This is a genomic window from Sodalis sp. RH20, assembly GCF_047324205.1.
Taxonomy (GTDB): domain Bacteria; phylum Pseudomonadota; class Gammaproteobacteria; order Enterobacterales; family Enterobacteriaceae; genus Acerihabitans.
The window spans coordinates 3,172,310-3,186,673 of sequence record NZ_CP178733.1; the positions used below are offsets into that span (position 1 = coordinate 3,172,310).

The 14,364-nt window shown below is 56.7% G+C and carries 13 protein-coding genes, 2 tRNA genes and 4 other RNA genes; 6 read left to right on the top strand and 13 right to left on the bottom strand.

Annotation, left to right across the window (positions count from 1 at the left end):
* The first annotated feature begins 4 nt into the window (after positions 1-4).
* The 4 genes from galT to gpmA all read left to right on the top strand — a co-directional run bounded on the left by galT (position 5) and on the right by gpmA (position 4,116).
* Positions 5-1,057, top strand: coding sequence for a galactose-1-phosphate uridylyltransferase (gene galT, locus ACL2XM_RS14630; RefSeq protein ID WP_410016025.1), 1,053 nt, complete (start codon positions 5-7; stop codon positions 1,055-1,057).
* The gene (galK, locus tag ACL2XM_RS14635; protein WP_413730748.1) at positions 1,054-2,202 is read left to right on the top strand and encodes a galactokinase; all 1,149 of its coding nucleotides are present in this window, start codon (positions 1,054-1,056) and stop codon (positions 2,200-2,202) included. The genes galT and galK overlap by 4 nt, the downstream gene beginning before the upstream one ends.
* Positions 2,196-3,242 carry a galactose-1-epimerase gene (gene galM, locus ACL2XM_RS14640; protein WP_410016027.1) on the top strand — a complete coding sequence of 349 codons (1,047 nt, stop codon included), beginning with the start codon at positions 2,196-2,198 and terminating at the stop codon, positions 3,240-3,242. Before galK ends, galM begins: the two co-directional genes overlap by 7 nt.
* A gap of 121 nt (positions 3,243-3,363) precedes the next feature.
* Positions 3,364-4,116 carry a 2,3-diphosphoglycerate-dependent phosphoglycerate mutase gene (gpmA, locus tag ACL2XM_RS14645; protein ID WP_410016028.1) on the top strand — a complete coding sequence of 251 codons (753 nt, stop codon included), beginning with the start codon at positions 3,364-3,366 and terminating at the stop codon, positions 4,114-4,116.
* Positions 4,117-4,206: 90 nt separating this feature from the next.
* On the opposite strand, the gene aroG is transcribed toward gpmA, so the two are convergent.
* On the bottom strand, positions 4,207-5,289 hold the full coding sequence (gene aroG, locus ACL2XM_RS14650; RefSeq protein WP_413722323.1) for a 3-deoxy-7-phosphoheptulonate synthase AroG: 1,083 nt from the start codon (positions 5,287-5,289) through the stop codon (positions 4,207-4,209).
* A 324-nt stretch (positions 5,290-5,613) separates the two neighbouring features.
* Between aroG and ACL2XM_RS14655 the strand changes: the two genes are divergently transcribed.
* Both ACL2XM_RS14655 and zitB read left to right on the top strand, forming a co-directional pair.
* Complete coding sequence (locus tag ACL2XM_RS14655) at positions 5,614-5,991, top strand: protein YbgS (RefSeq protein ID WP_410016030.1); 378 nt, start codon at positions 5,614-5,616, stop codon at positions 5,989-5,991.
* 286 nt (positions 5,992-6,277) lie between these two features.
* Entirely contained in the window at positions 6,278-7,237 is a 960-nt protein-coding gene (gene zitB, locus ACL2XM_RS14660) for a CDF family zinc transporter ZitB (protein ID WP_413722322.1), read from the top strand.
* Here the strand turns inward: zitB and nadA are convergent.
* From nadA to tolR, 12 genes are all read right to left on the bottom strand, one after another.
* On the bottom strand, positions 7,234-8,295 hold the full coding sequence (gene nadA / locus ACL2XM_RS14665; RefSeq protein ID WP_413731164.1) for a quinolinate synthase NadA: 1,062 nt from the start codon (positions 8,293-8,295) through the stop codon (positions 7,234-7,236). The genes zitB and nadA overlap by 4 nt on opposite strands.
* Before the next feature lie 379 nt (positions 8,296-8,674).
* Positions 8,675-8,801, bottom strand: a non-coding RNA gene (locus ACL2XM_RS14670) — RtT sRNA.
* 44 nt (positions 8,802-8,845) lie between these two features.
* Positions 8,846-8,972: non-coding RNA, RtT sRNA (locus ACL2XM_RS14675), on the bottom strand.
* 44 nt (positions 8,973-9,016) lie between these two features.
* A non-coding RNA gene (locus tag ACL2XM_RS14680) (RtT sRNA) lies at positions 9,017-9,143 on the bottom strand.
* Between the two features lie 44 nt (positions 9,144-9,187).
* Positions 9,188-9,263: transfer RNA gene (locus tag ACL2XM_RS14685), tRNA-Lys, on the bottom strand.
* A 33-nt stretch (positions 9,264-9,296) separates the two neighbouring features.
* A non-coding RNA gene (locus ACL2XM_RS14690) (RtT sRNA) lies at positions 9,297-9,423 on the bottom strand.
* Positions 9,424-9,467: 44 nt separating this feature from the next.
* A tRNA-Lys gene (locus ACL2XM_RS14695) sits at positions 9,468-9,543 on the bottom strand.
* A 178-nt stretch (positions 9,544-9,721) separates the two neighbouring features.
* Complete coding sequence (cpoB, locus tag ACL2XM_RS14700) at positions 9,722-10,534, bottom strand: cell division protein CpoB (protein WP_413722320.1); 813 nt, start codon at positions 10,532-10,534, stop codon at positions 9,722-9,724.
* A 9-nt stretch (positions 10,535-10,543) separates the two neighbouring features.
* Positions 10,544-11,059, bottom strand: a complete 516-nt coding sequence (pal, locus tag ACL2XM_RS14705) for a peptidoglycan-associated lipoprotein Pal (protein ID WP_410016034.1) — start codon at positions 11,057-11,059, stop codon at positions 10,544-10,546.
* Positions 11,060-11,102: 43 nt separating this feature from the next.
* Positions 11,103-12,395: a Tol-Pal system beta propeller repeat protein TolB gene (gene tolB, locus ACL2XM_RS14710; protein WP_410016035.1), complete on the bottom strand. Its 1,293-nt coding sequence runs from the start codon at positions 12,393-12,395 to the stop codon at positions 11,103-11,105.
* Between the two features lie 141 nt (positions 12,396-12,536).
* Complete coding sequence (gene tolA / locus ACL2XM_RS14715; protein ID WP_413731165.1) at positions 12,537-13,883, bottom strand: cell envelope integrity protein TolA; 1,347 nt, start codon at positions 13,881-13,883, stop codon at positions 12,537-12,539.
* A gap of 54 nt (positions 13,884-13,937) precedes the next feature.
* Positions 13,938-14,360: a colicin uptake protein TolR gene (gene tolR, locus ACL2XM_RS14720; protein ID WP_410016037.1), complete on the bottom strand. Its 423-nt coding sequence runs from the start codon at positions 14,358-14,360 to the stop codon at positions 13,938-13,940.
* Between the last annotated feature and the right edge of the window lie 4 nt (positions 14,361-14,364).

Below are 14,364 nucleotides of genomic sequence, written 5' to 3' on the forward strand. Positions count from 1 at the left end.
AAGTATGCAACATTTTAACCCCGTCGATCATCCCCATCGGCGGTACAATCCGCTCAGCGGACAATGGGTTCTGGTCTCGCCGCACCGCGCCAAGCGCCCGTGGCAGGGCCAGCAGGAAACGCCGTCGGTGCAAACGTTGCCCCGGCACGACCCCGACTGTTTTCTCTGTCCGGGCAATACCCGCGTATCGGGCGATAAAAACCCCGACTACACCACCACCTACGTATTTACCAATGATTTTGCCGCGCTGATGACGGATACCCCGGACGCCCCGGCCGGCGATAATCCCCTGATGCGCTGTGAAAGCGCGCGCGGCACCAGTCGCGTTATCTGTTTTTCCCCCGATCACAGCAAAACCCTGCCGGAGTTATCTTTGCCGGCGCTGGAAGCCGTGATCAAGACCTGGCAGGAACAAAGCGCCGATCTGGGACAGCGCTATCCCTGGGTGCAGGTATTTGAAAATAAAGGCGCGGCCATGGGATGCTCTAACCCCCATCCGCACGGCCAGATCTGGGCCAACAGCTTTTTGCCCAACGAGGCCGAGCGCGAAGACCGGCTGCAGCGCGACTACTTCTTGCAGCAGCATTCCCCGCTGCTGATGGATTACCTGAAGCTGGAACTGGCGGACGGCGCGCGCACGGTGGTGGAAACCGAACACTGGCTGGCGGTGGTGCCCTACTGGGCGGCCTGGCCGTTTGAAACCCTGCTGCTGCCCAAGGCCCATGTGTTGCGTCTGGACGACCTGGACCCCGCGCAAAGCGCCGATCTGGCCGTGGCCATTAAAAAGCTGACCAGCCGTTACGATAATTTGTTCAACTGCTCCTTTCCTTATTCGATGGGCTGGCACGGCGCGCCCTATCTTGAGCAGGACAATAGCCACTGGCAGCTGCACGCACACTTTTATCCGCCGCTGTTACGTTCGGCAACGGTGCGGAAATTTATGGTTGGTTATGAAATGCTGGCGGAAACCCAGCGTGACCTGACCGCTGAACAAGCCAGCGATCGCCTGCGCGCGGTCAGCGATATTCATTTTCGGGAATCCGGAGTAGCACAATGACCTTAAAAAACACCACCGAAGCTGTTTTCCGCCAGACCTACGGCTATGACGCCACTCTCACGGTACAGGCTCCCGGGCGCGTTAATCTGATTGGCGAACACACCGACTATAATGACGGTTTTGTACTGCCGTGCGCCATTGACTACGCCACGGTTGTAAGCGCGGCAAAACGTGATGATCGTCAAATCCGGGTTATTGCCGTGGATTGTGACGGCGAGCAAGACATTTTTTCCCTGGATGAGCCAATTTTGTCTCATCCGACCCAGCAATGGTCCAATTATGTGCGCGGCGTGATCAAACATTTACAGCAACGCGACCCGCACTTCGGCGGCGCCGATCTGGTGCTGAGCGGCAACGTCCCGCAGGGCGCGGGCTTAAGCTCGTCGGCCTCGCTGGAAGTGGCGGTGGGCAAGGCGATACAAACGCTTTATCACCTGGCGCTGGATAACGTCGCCCTGGCGCTGAACGGCCAGGAAGCGGAGAACCAGTTTGTCGGCTGTAACTGCGGCATTATGGATCAGCTGATCTCCGCGCTGGGCAAGGATAACCACGCGCTGCTGATCGATTGCCGCACTCTGGGCACGCGCGCGGTGCCGATGCCGGATAACGTGGCGGTGGTGATTATCAATTCCAACGTCAAACGCGGTCTGGTGGACAGTGAATACAATGCCCGCCGCGAACAATGCGAAACCGGCGCGCGTTTTTTTACCGCCGATAAGCTGCGCGATGTGGAATTAAGCCAGTTCGCCGCCGTTGAGCATGAATTGGATCCGGTTGTCGCTAAGCGCGTGCGCCATGTCCTGACGGAAAACGCGCGCACGCTGGCGGCGGCGGATGCCCTGGCCGCGGGCGATTTGACCCTGATGGGCACCCTGATGGCGCAGTCCCATGCCTCGATGCGCGACGACTTTGAGATTACCGTGCCGCCCATCGATACCCTGGTGGACATCGTGAAGCGGGAAATCGGCGATCGGGGCGGCGTGCGCATGACCGGCGGTGGTTTTGGCGGATGCGTGGTGGCGCTGATGCCGACGGACCTCGTTGACGCGGTGCGCCAGGCGGTCGCCAGCCAGTATCAGCAAAAAACCGGCCTGAAAGAGGCGTTTTATGTATGTCACGCGAGTGAAGGAACAGCCATATGCTAAAAGAGTATGAATCAGGTATCGCCCCTGACGGCCAGCCATTCCAATGCGTCACCCTGGGAACCGAACAGGGGATGCAGATTACGCTGATGGATTGGGGCGCCACCTGGCTTTCGTGCCAGCTGCCGCTGAAATCCGGCAATAAGCGCGAGGTGCTCCTGGGCTGTCCGTCGCCGGAGGAATATACCCGCCAGACGGCCTACCTGGGTGCCACCGTCGGCCGCTATGCCAACCGTATCGCCAATGCCACCCTGACCCGTAGCGGCGGCACCTGGCCGCTCAGCGCCAATCAGGGCGCCCATCAGCTGCACGGCGGTCCGCAGGGATTCCACGCCCGCCGCTGGTTATGCGTCGAACATACCCAGACCTCAGTGCTGTTCCGGCTGCAATCCGCCGACGGCGATCAGGGGTTTCCGGGTAATCTGGTCGCCGAAGTGCGCTATACCGTTAACGACGACGGCCAGGTGGCCATTGACTATCGGGCGACGGTGGATAAAGCGTGCCCGGTAAACCTGACCAACCATGCTTATTTCCATCTGGACGGCGCCAATAGCGATGTGCGCCAGCAAAAACTGCAGATTTACGCCACGCAATACCTGCCGGTGGACAGCGAAGGCATTCCCTGCGCGCCGTTAACCGATGTGGAAAATACCGGCATGGATTTTCGCCAGCCCAAGACCATCGCCAGGGATTTCCTGCGCGATCGCGATCAGCAGCGCATGAAAGGCTATGATCACGCCTATCTGCTCTACCCCGCCTGCACTGACGGCGAGACGCCGGCCGCCCAGTTGTGGTCGGCGGATAATCAGGTCTTGCTGAAAGTGTATACCACCGCGCCGGCGCTACAGCTTTATACCGGCAATTTCCTGGCCGGCACGCCGGCGCGCCAGGGCGGCGATTATCAGAACTACAGCGGCGTGGCGCTGGAAAGCGAATTCCTGCCGGACAGCCCTAACCATCCGGAATGGCCACAGCCGGATTGTTGGCTAAAACCCGGTGAAACTTATCATTCATCAACCCGTTATCAGTTTGTCGCGCTCTGACTGCTATCGCTGAACCATTTATTTCGCTATGTTTGACCTTATGCGGTTGCCGCCCCACCCGGCCAGGCAATATAATGCTAATAGTATTCATAAAAATCTTTAGACTTTAAGGAGTCAAGCGATGGCTGTAACGAAACTGGTTCTGGTACGACACGGTGAAAGCCAGTGGAACAATGAAAATCGTTTCACCGGCTGGACGGACGTCGATCTGTCCGACAAAGGCCGTACTGAAGCGAAACAAGCGGGTAAGCAGCTGAAGGAAGAAGGTTTTATCTTCGATTTTGCTTATACTTCCGTCTTAAAGCGCGCCATCCATACTTTGTGGAACATCCTGGACGAACTGGATCAGGCCTGGCTGCCGGTGGAAAAATCCTGGCGCCTGAATGAACGCCATTACGGCGCGTTGCAGGGCCTGAACAAATCGGAAACCGCTGAAAAATACGGCGACGAACAGGTAAAGCAATGGCGTCGTGGTTTTGCCGTCACACCGCCGGAATTGAGCCGCGATGACGAACGTTTCCCCGGCCACGATCCCCGCTACGCAAAACTGACCGCGGAAGAGCTGCCGACCACTGAAAGCCTGGCGCTGACCATTGAGCGCGTCACCCCCTACTGGAACGATACAATTTTACCGCGCATGAAAAAAGGCGAGCGCGTTATTATCGCCGCGCACGGCAACTCAATCCGCGCCTTGGTGAAATTTCTGGATAATATGAGCGAAGAAGAGATTCTTGAGCTGAATATCCCGACCGGCGTACCGCTGGTGTATGAATTCGACGAAAACATGAAACCTGTGAAGCATTACTATCTGGGCAACGCCGCGGAAATCGCCGCCAAGGCCGCCGCGGTAGCCAACCAGGGTAAAGCGAAATAACCCTGTAAATCCTCCCGGCGCCCGCGCCGGGAGAATAAACGCCGCAAATCCGCGTTATTTGCCGGATAAGCATCATCCGGCAATATCCTTTCAAGCAGCAGGGTTAACGTCCCGGCCCGCCGCCAGACGCCGTGCCCGTACCGCCTGGGCCAATTGGTTTAACATCGCTTCGGTATCCGGCCAGCCTATGCAGGCATCGGTAATGCTTTTGCCATAAACCAGGGGTTCACCGCTCTCAAGGCTCTGGTTACCCTCCACCAGGTGGCTTTCCACCATGACGCCGATAATGCCCTTTTCGCCCGCCGTCAGCTGCGTGCAGACATCCTGCGCGACCTCCATTTGTTTTTTGTACTGCTTGCTGCTGTTAGCGTGGCTGCAATCTATCATCACCTGGGCGGGCAGGTTGGCCTTGGCCAGCCCCACTTTTACCGCGTTAACATGGTGAGCGCTGTAATTGGGCTCCCTGCCGCCGCGCAGAATAATATGGCAGTCGCTATTGCCGCTGGTGTTGACGATGGCGGAATGGCCCCACTTGGTCACCGACAAAAAACAATGGGCGGCGCCGGCGGCATTGATAGCGTCAATGGCGACCTTGATGGTGCCGTCGGTGCCGTTTTTAAAACCCACCGGACAGGAGAGGCCTGAGGCCAGCTCGCGATGCACCTGTGACTCGGTGGTGCGCGCGCCGATGGCGCCCCAGCTCATCAGGTCCGCGACATACTGCGGGGTGATCATATCCAGGAACTCGCCGGCCGCCGGCAGGCCGGTATCGTTAATATCCAGCAGGAGTTTACGGGCAATGCGCAGGCCCTGGTTAATCTGGAAGCTGTTATCCATTAACGGGTCATTGATAAGCCCTTTCCAGCCTACGGTGGTGCGCGGCTTCTCAAAATATACCCGCATCACTATTTCCAGATCGCCGCTCAGCTGCTGGCGCAAAGCAAGCAAACGCGCGGCATATTCTGTGGCCGCCGCGGTATCATGAATCGAGCAGGGGCCGATAACCACCAGCAGGCGGTCGTCGTTGCCCTTGAGGATCTTGTGAATTGCGGCGCGGGCGCTTGATACCGTCCTGGCGGCGCGCTCGGTGGCGGGGAATTTTTCCAGCAGCGCCACCGGCGGCAGTAACTCTTTAATATCTTTAATTCTTAGATCGTCGTTAAGGTAATTCATAGGGGGTCCGTTTTCTCTCCACGCGGCTGCGCTTATTCATAACATCTTGAATTTTTGCCGTTTAATCTCACTGGCGGGATTGATACTGTACACATGCTTTCAAGCCTTTCGCCAGTAAATTGCCTTGAAATTTGATAACTCCCGATTCTTGGCTATCCTTAAATAGTGATAAGCCAACGATAACGGGAACTTAAAAGCCCCGCTCTTTCGGCTTACCATTTCCTTGCGAGGCCATTGGGTGCGCCTCGGTGAGGTTTTGCGCCCGCTAAACATGTCAAAATGCGGGTTTGATAATCACCCCTGGCACGAAAGAGGGAAAATAATATGCAAACCACTACCACGAAGAAAATGGCAATGTTGTTTATTACCGCTGTAATGACCCTGGGCAGCGGTGCGGCCATGGCTGCAGATTCTACAGCAGCCGGCAGCACCAATTCCAATAATGGCCAGCAAAACCAATCTGGCGGTGCCGGTTCTAAAGAGAATACCGCGCCAAATGGCGTCAGCAACGACAAAATCAATACCGGCGGCACCGATACCTCCAAGACCGGCAGCACCGACGCCACCTCTGATTTAAACGCCTCCGAGGTACACAAAAATACCATGTGTAAAGACGGCCGTTGCCCGGACACCAATTCCAAAGTTGAAACCGGCCAAAGCGGCACTACCGAGGCCACTAAAACCGACGGCACCACCAATTAAAAACTGAACCGGCAGGCTTCCCCCTGCTTTATTATTCAGCTTTTTCAAGAGAAATCAGGTTACAGCCTGGTTTCTTTTTTTATGTATTATGGCTGCTGAGCGGCATTATCCAGCGCGTTTGTTATAAAGAATAGCATCAAGGCGCCAAACCGGCGCAACGTTCCGCCGCCCGCGGCATTTATTATTACCGCCGCCGTTACCATAATAACCTGAGAAATCCCTACGGCAACCCTTCGTTTCTCGGCTACTATCTTGGTAGACAGGTTGCGCTTTTACAGGAAAATGCATGGCATCGACACATAACCCTTCGCCATCCCATGCCCAGGAGCATGGGACGCAGGCGAACAACAATAATAAACGCCTGATGGCGGCCTTTGCCGTAACGGCTGTTTTTATGGCCGTGGAAGTGGCGGGCGGGCTGCTGTCGGGATCGCTGGCGCTGCTGGCCGATGCGGGGCATATGCTGACCGACGCCGCCGCGTTGTTGATGGCCTTGCTGGCGGTACGGTTCGCCCAACGTAAACCCAGCAGCAGCCATACCTTCGGCTACCTGAGATTGACCACCCTGGCGGCCTTCGTGAACGCGCTGGCCCTGCTGTTGATTACCGCGCTGATTGTCTGGGAGGCGATACGGCGTTTTTACCAACCCCATCCGGTGGCCGGCTGGACCATGATGATTATCGCCGTTGCCGGCCTGTTGGCCAACCTACTGTCTTTCGTGCTGCTGCATGGGGGAGAAGGTGAAAAAAACATCAACCTGCGCGCCGCCGCGCTGCATGTGCTGGGGGATTTATTGGGATCGGTCGGGGCGATTATCGCGGCGGTGGTGATATTGATGACCGGCTGGATGCCCATCGATCCGATCTTATCCATCCTGGTCTCGTGCCTGGTGCTGCGCAGCGGTTGGCGGCTGATGCGCGAAAGCCTCCATGAGCTGCTCGAGGGCACGCCCAGCCGCATAGATATCGAGAAACTGAAACGGGATCTGTCGCTGAATATTCCCGAGGTGCGCAATATCCATCATGTCCATATCTGGCAAGTGGGCGAAAAACCGGTGATGACCCTGCATGCGCAGGTGATTCCGCCCTATGATCATGATGCGCTGCTGCATCAAATCCAGCATTTTCTGCTGGACCATTATCACATCAGCCATGCCACCGTGCAGATGGAATACCGCAACTGCCCCGAGGACGATTGCGGTATCAACGACGGCGGCGGGCTGGCCCATGCCCACCATCATCATTAAGCGTTGCCGGTAACCCGTACCTTAAGCTCGGCGGCAAAAGCCAGCATGCGGTTTAACGGCACCAGCGCCTTGACACGCAATTCATCCGGCACATGGACCTCATGGGCAGCCCCGCCCTGTTCAAGGCCGTCAGCGACGGCTTTCAGGCCGTTCATGGCCATCCAGGGGCAATGGGCGCAGCTGCGGCAGGTGGCGCCATCACCGGCGGTGGGCGCCTCAAGCAGGGTTTTATCCGGACAGGCCTGCTGCATTTTATAAAATATGCCGCGATCGGTCGCGACGATCATTTGCTGCTGCGGCAGGGTTTTTGCCGCCTGGATCAGCTGGCTGGTCGACCCGACCGCATCGGCCATGGCGACAATGGCCTGGGGCGATTCAGGGTGTACCAGCACCGCCGCGTCCGGATAAAGCCGTTTCATATTGAGCAATGCCTGGGTCTTGAACTCGTCATGGACGATGCAGGCGCTCTGCCAGCATAAAATATCCGCGCCGGTCTGGCTTTGTACATACCTTCCGAGATGCCGGTCCGGCGCCCAGATGATTTTTTCCCCCAGGCTATCAAGATGCTCGATAAGATCAACGGCGATGCTGGAGGTGACAACCCAGTCGGCGCGCGCTTTAACCGCCGCCGAGGTATTGGCGTAGACCACCACGGTGCGGTCCGGATGGGCGGCGCAAAACGCGCTGAACTCCTCCACAGGGCATCCCAGGTCCAGCGAACATTCGGCCTTCAGGGTCGGCATCAGCACCGTTTTCTCGGGGCTGAGGATTTTCGCCGTTTCCCCCATAAACCGCACGCCGGCCACCAGGAGCGTGGTGGCGGGATGCGTGCTGCCAAACCGCGCCATTTCAAGCGAATCGGCTACGCAGCCGCCGGTCGCCTCCGCCAGCGCCTGGATTTCCGGGTCGGTATAATAATGGGCGACCATAACGGCGTTGCGCTGTTTCAGCAAGCGCGCGATCTTGGCGTAATAGAATTCTTTTTCATCCGCGTTCAGGGCGCGCGGTTTGGGTGGGAAAGGATAGATGGCCGCATTGACATCCAACACTTCGCTCATTGCTTATATCCTGCTGTGTTCCCGCGCATGGGCTGGGCGCCGTTAAAGGCGTTTGCACAGTCTATGCAGCGCGTGTGTTTTATATACTAAACAAAATAATCAATTTTTAACCAAATGTCCTGTTAATTTTGTATTTTTTTGTGTTTTTGTTTAGTTAATATGACTTTGGTATGCAGGCAGGCGCTGAAGGCAAAACATTAATGGATTTTACGGCGCCGCACCAGTCGATATGTGCGATACAGGGCGCAATGTCGCAAAATTCTTGTGAATAACGCTGTCTCGCTGCGCTCGGTTCGAACCTGCGCAGGTTCTCATCCGCACGACGAGTGCGCTATGTAAATACGGATAATGGCGACAAGCTTGGGGAATTTTATAATAATGGTGGGTCGTGCAGGATGACTCGGCCGTTGGCCTCGCCCTGCGGGTCGTTGCCGTACCGGCAACGCTGTCTCGCTGCGCTCGGCTCGAACCTGCGCAGGTTCTCATCCGCACGACGAGTGCGCTATGTAAATACGGATAATGGCGACAAGCTTGGGGAACTTTATAACAATGGTGGGTCGTGCAGGATGACTCGGCCTTTGGCCTCGCCCTGCGGGTCGTTGCCGTACCGGCAACGCTGTCTCGCTGCGCTCGGCTCGAACCTGCGCAGGTTCTCATCCGCACGACGAGTGCGCTATGTAAATACGTATAGTGGAGGCAAACCTGGGGAATTTTATAACAATGGTGGGTCGTGCAGGATGACTCGGCCGTTGGCCTCGCCCTGCGGGTCGTTGCCGTACCGGCAACGCTGTCTCGCTGCGCTCGGCTCGAACCTGCGCAGGTTCTCATCCGCACGACGAATGCGCTATGTAAATACGGATAATGGCGACAAGCTTGGGGAACTTTATAATAATGGTGGGTCGTGCAGGATTCGAACCTGCGACCAATTGATTAAAAGTCAACTGCTCTACCAACTGAGCTAACGACCCCTTGGCGGGATTTACTGTGTGGCGACCGGATAGTGGTGGGTCGTGCAGGATGACTCGGCCTTGGCCTCGCCCTCCGGGTCGTTGCCGTACCGGCAACGCTGTCTCGCTGCGCTCGGCTCGAACCTGCGCAGGCTCGAATCTGGCACAACTCCTGCGCTATACCACACTAGCGACGGTGTTCATAAAGCTTGATATCTGCAAAATTGGTGGGTCGTGCAGGATTCGAACCTGCGACCAATTGATTAAAAGTCAACTGCTCTACCAACTGAGCTAACGACCCTGATATCCGTTATTTTGCTGGCGCCCGGGATGTCACGCTTTCCCGTGGCAACGGCGGCATATATTACTTTCTAAAATTTTCTGCGCAACCTAAATTTGCACAATAGCGTTCAACTGCTTGATCTTCGAGCATCCAGGCCTGAATCCGGCGGGTAATACCCGCAAGAGGCCTGAATGGTTCAAAGACTGGACAGGCGTTTTTGCGCTTGTTTGGCAGAATCCGTGTTGGGATAAAGTTTGATAACCTGCTGGTAAACGGCCTTGGCTTTGTCGGTCTGGCCTTTTTCCTGCATGATTACCCCAACTTTAAACAGGGCTTCGGAGCTTTTGGGTGATTTGGGGTAATTTTTAACGACCAGGGCAAAATAATACGCCGCATCGTCCTTTTTACCTTTGTTGTAATTCAACTGACCCAACCAGTAGTTGGCATTGGGCTGGTAGGTTGAATCCGGATAACGTTTAACAAAATTCTGGAATGCCGTGATGCCCTGATCGTACTGTTTTTTCTCCAGTACCAAAGCCACCGCCGCGTTGTAATCGGTATTGGCGTCACCGGTGCTGCCGCCGGCCGAAGAGGCCGCAGGAGCCGCCGCATCGGCGCTGGCGCCAGTGGACGGGGTTGCCGCGCCGCTGTTGTCCGCACCGCTGTCAGGCGTGGCCGCAGCCGCATCCTGGCCGCCTTTGCTGCTCAGGCTGTCCATTTGCTGATAGATTTGTTTCTGGCGCTCCACCACTTGCGAAAGCTGGTACTGGCTTTCCTGGATTTGACCCCGCAAGGAATCGATATCGCGCTGAGTGTCGGAGAGTTGTTGCTGAAGTTGAGTTAATAGCTGACCGTGAGCGTTGGAAATACGCTCAAGTTGAGTGACCCGATCTTCCACCGAGCCGGAGCCGACATTACTGATTGGCGCTTGGGCGGTAGCGGCCCAAGGGGCCGCTACGCCAACCAGCAACGACAGACTTAACAGGTAATGTCTGAAGTTACCGCTCATGCAATTCTCTTAGTATACCAGTACGGCACGACGGTTTTTGGCATAAGCCGATTCGTCATGTCCCAGCACAGCCGGCTTCTCTTTACCGTAAGATACGATAGAGATCTGGTCGACAGAGACGCCTTTACCCTGAAGATACATCTTCACGGCATTGGCGCGACGTTCGCCCAGGGCGATGTTATATTCCGGCGTACCGCGTTCATCCGCATGACCTTCTACGGTCACTTTATAGGATGGGTTGCTGCGCAGGAAGTTAGCATGTGCGTCCAGCATCTGGGCGAAATCAGAACGGATATCGTACTTATCAAGATCGAAGTAAACGATATTGTTCCGTTGCAGTTCTTGCATCTGCAGACGCGCTTGTTCTTCGGAAGAAGAATTGGCACCGCTCGCATTGTCCATACCAGTGCCAGCGCCCATGGCAGAATCTGCGCCATTGTTAGCGCTTTTGTGGGAACTACACGCGGCGATAGCCAGTACAGGCACGGCCAGCATCAGCCCTTTTAGCACTTTGTTCAGTTGCATCTCATTTTCCTTTTATAGTTTGCCATACATATTTACACATGCATCACAGATTCGGAGACCAGGCAGGAAATTTGACCTGTCCATCAGTCGCCGGAAGACGCGCTTTGAAACGCCCATCAATCGAAACCAGCTGTAGCACGGAACCCATCCCTTGTGTAGAGCTGTAGATAACCATGGTGCCATTGGGTGCGAGGCTAGGTGTTTCATCCAGGAACGTGGCCGTTAAAACTTGCACGGCTCCCGTCGCCAGATCTTGTTTAGCGATATGCTGAGCGCCGCCGTTGCTGCTGACCATGACCAGGAACTTACCGTCCGCGCTCACGTCGGCGTCCTGGTTCTGGGAACCTTCCCAGGTCAGGCGCTGCGGGCTACCGCCGTTGATACCCACTTTATACACTTGCGGACGGCCGCCCTGGTCCGAGGTATACGCCAGGGTCTGGTTATCCGGGAACCAGGTCGGCTCCGTGTTGTTGCTGCGACCGTCGGTCACTTGCGTTATCTGGCCGGAGCCTAAATTCATCACATAAATATTTAAACTACCGGATTTCGACAGGGCGAAAGCCAGCTTGGAGCCGTCCGGCGAAAAAGCCGGCGCGCCGTTATGCTGCGGGAAGCTGGCAATCTGCCTTACCGTTTGTTTATAGACATCCTGCACCACCAGCGCCGAGCGTCCGCTTTCAAACGTCACATAGGCCACCTTGCTGCCGTCAGGCGACCAAGCCGGCGACATCAGCGGCTGGGGAGACCGGTGGACCACAAACTGGTTGAACCCGTCATAGTCGGCTATGCGCAGCTCATAAGGATACTGCCCGCCGTTGGTTTGCACCACATAAGCGATACGGGTGCGAAACGCGCCCTTGATCCCGGTCAATTTTTCAAAAACGCCGTCGCTGGCGGCATGGGCACCGTAACGCAGATCGGATTTTTTCACTTTAAACTGGTTTTGCTCCAATACCGCGCCGGGGTTGCCGGAGGTATCAACCAGTTGGTAGGAGATGACAAAATTACCGTCGGCGCTGGGTTGGATCTGCCCCACGACAACCGCGTCGATACCCAGGGCGGTCCATGCCGCCGGTGTGACTTCGGCGGCCGTACCGGGCTGCTGCGGCATACGCGCCACATCGATCGGGTTAAATTTACCGCTGTTGCGCAAATCCGCGCCGACAATGCCGCCGATGTCCTCGGGCGCGGCGCCCGGTCCCGCCCATTTAAACGGAATCACGCCAATCGGCCGCGCCGAGTCAACCCCTTGCGTGATCTCAATTCGCACTTCCGCATGCAGCACGGATGCCCATAAAATCATTAAACCTAGCGCTACTCGAAATGCCTGCTTCATTTCATCTCCCATACCGAGGCGATACGCCACGATAAATTAGCAGAATTTTAACTAAACCACGTAAACAAAACCATATACATCAGGTAGACAACATAGTCTAAATCTTAAACCATCACCGGTATATTTTGACTTCTTTACCCATTATTGCGGTTTAAAATCAATTGGCGCATTTTTGAATACTTCATAAACGGCCTGGCTTGGCGGTTTCGGTATTTTAGCCAGTTTCGCCGCCGAGACAGCCGCCTGGCATAAGGCCGGGTCGCCCCCTTCGGAAGAGACCGAGATGACCATGCCATCAGGAGCCAGCTTCAGGCGCAACACACATGTCTTGCCGGCGAATGAAGGATCGCTGTAAAACTTCGCTTCGATGGCCGCTTTAACCTGACCGGCGTAACTATTTATTTCCGCGCCCGACGCCCCGCTCTCCTTGCTCGCGCCCGTGCCTTTCGGCTTACTGCCCCCGGTTGGCCCGCCGCCGGCTTTGGGCGCGTTTTTCGAATCGGTCAAACCACCCAGTAAATCATCGACTTCATTAGACTCTTTTGCAGCGGCGGCGGCGGCGGCTTTTTTCGCATCCCCGGCCGCTTTTTTAGCGGCGGCGGCGGCGGCCTTGGCTTCAGCCGCGGCGGCGGCTTTATCCTTGGCGGCCTGTTCGGCCTTGGCCGCCGCGGCGGCGTCCGCTTTTTCCTTGGCCGCTTCGGCTTTGGCGGCGGCCGCTTTGGCCGCGTCGGCCTTGGCGGTGGCCGCCGCTTTTTCGGCGGCGGCGGCTTTGGCGGCTTCCGCCTTGGCGGCCGCCGCTTCCGCGGCCGCTTCTTTTTTCGCGTCTTCTACGGCTTTCGCCTTGGCGGCCTGCTCGGCCTTGGCCTGCGCTGCCGCGTCAGCCTGCTTTTTCGCCGCCGCAGCAGCCGCCGCGGCCTGTTTACTGGCCTCGGCTTCCGCCTGTTTTTTCGCTTCGGCGGCGGCTTTGGCCTGCTGCGCCGCCTCGGCCTTGGCCTGGGCTGCCGCGGCTTCCGCCTGTTTCTGCTGTTCGTTGGCCTGCTGGGTGGCGGCTTCCGCCTGCTGCTTTTGTTCCGCCGCCTGTTTAGCGGCTTCCGCGGCCTGTTTTTGCTGCTCCGCCTGCTGTTCTTTCTGCTGCTGCGCCGCTTCCTGCGCCGCCAGCCGATCTTTTTCCAATTCTTTCAGGCGCTGCTGCTCGGCGGCCTGCTTTTGCTGCAGCTCTTCCGCCTGCTGTTGCGCCTGTTTTTCCCGCAGCTGCGACGCGCGCTGAGCGTCCGTCTGCTGCTGCTGTTGACGGTTATACTGCTGCACCACGGCACCGGGATCGACCATAACCGCGTCGATGGACGAGCCGCCTCCGCCGCCGCCACTGGATTCGAGAGTCTGCGTGTAGGAACTCCAGACCAGTAACCCGATCAGGAGAATATGCAGAACAATCGAAATAATAATGGCGCGTTTGAGCTTATCGTTCTGTTCGGTTGCCTTTACCACAATCGATTCCCACAAACAGATTTGCCAGTTAAATCGCGCATGATCAGCATGCCGTTAAATGGGCTGGGTCATCAGGCCCACCGACTTCACGCCGGCCTGATGCAGCAAATTCAGCGCCTTGATAATCTCATCATAAGGCACGTCTTTCGCGCCGCCGATAAGGAATACCGCTTTGGGATTGGCCGTAATGCGCGAGCGCGCCTCGGCCACCACCTGCTCCGGCGGCAACTGTTCCATACGGTTGTGATCCACCACTAGGCTGTACTGGCCAACGCCCGATACTTCGACGATCACCGGCGGATTATCATCGCTGCTGACCGCTTTTGAATCCGTCGCGTCGGGCAAATCCACCTCGACGCTCTGGGTGATAATGGGCGCCGTCGCCATGAAAATCAACACCAGCACCAGCAGCACGTCAAGCAGTGGAACAATGTTAATTTCCGACTTAATTTGATTCCGACCACGTCTGCGGGCCATGTTC

Bases quoted from the DNA above. Each gene is read 5' to 3' on its own strand.
- nadA (WP_413731164.1), bottom strand. From the start codon at position 8,295: ATGAGCGAAGTGTTGGATGTCAATGCGGCCATCTATCCTTTCCCACCC.
- cpoB (WP_413722320.1), bottom strand. From the start codon at position 10,534: ATGAGCGGTAACTTCAGACATTACCTGTTAAGTCTGTCGTTGCTGGTT.
- gpmA (WP_410016028.1), top strand. From the start codon at position 3,364: ATGGCTGTAACGAAACTGGTTCTGGTACGACACGGTGAAAGCCAGTGG.
- pal (WP_410016034.1), bottom strand. From the start codon at position 11,059: ATGCAACTGAACAAAGTGCTAAAAGGGCTGATGCTGGCCGTGCCTGTA.
- aroG (WP_413722323.1), bottom strand. From the start codon at position 5,289: ATGAATTACCTTAACGACGATCTAAGAATTAAAGATATTAAAGAGTTA.
- galT (WP_410016025.1), top strand. From the start codon at position 5: ATGCAACATTTTAACCCCGTCGATCATCCCCATCGGCGGTACAATCCG.
- ACL2XM_RS14655 (WP_410016030.1), top strand. From the start codon at position 5,614: ATGCAAACCACTACCACGAAGAAAATGGCAATGTTGTTTATTACCGCT.
- zitB (WP_413722322.1), top strand. From the start codon at position 6,278: ATGGCATCGACACATAACCCTTCGCCATCCCATGCCCAGGAGCATGGG.
- galK (WP_413730748.1), top strand. From the start codon at position 1,054: ATGACCTTAAAAAACACCACCGAAGCTGTTTTCCGCCAGACCTACGGC.
- tolR (WP_410016037.1), bottom strand. From the start codon at position 14,360: ATGGCCCGCAGACGTGGTCGGAATCAAATTAAGTCGGAAATTAACATT.
- tolB (WP_410016035.1), bottom strand. From the start codon at position 12,395: ATGAAGCAGGCATTTCGAGTAGCGCTAGGTTTAATGATTTTATGGGCA.
- galM (WP_410016027.1), top strand. From the start codon at position 2,196: ATGCTAAAAGAGTATGAATCAGGTATCGCCCCTGACGGCCAGCCATTC.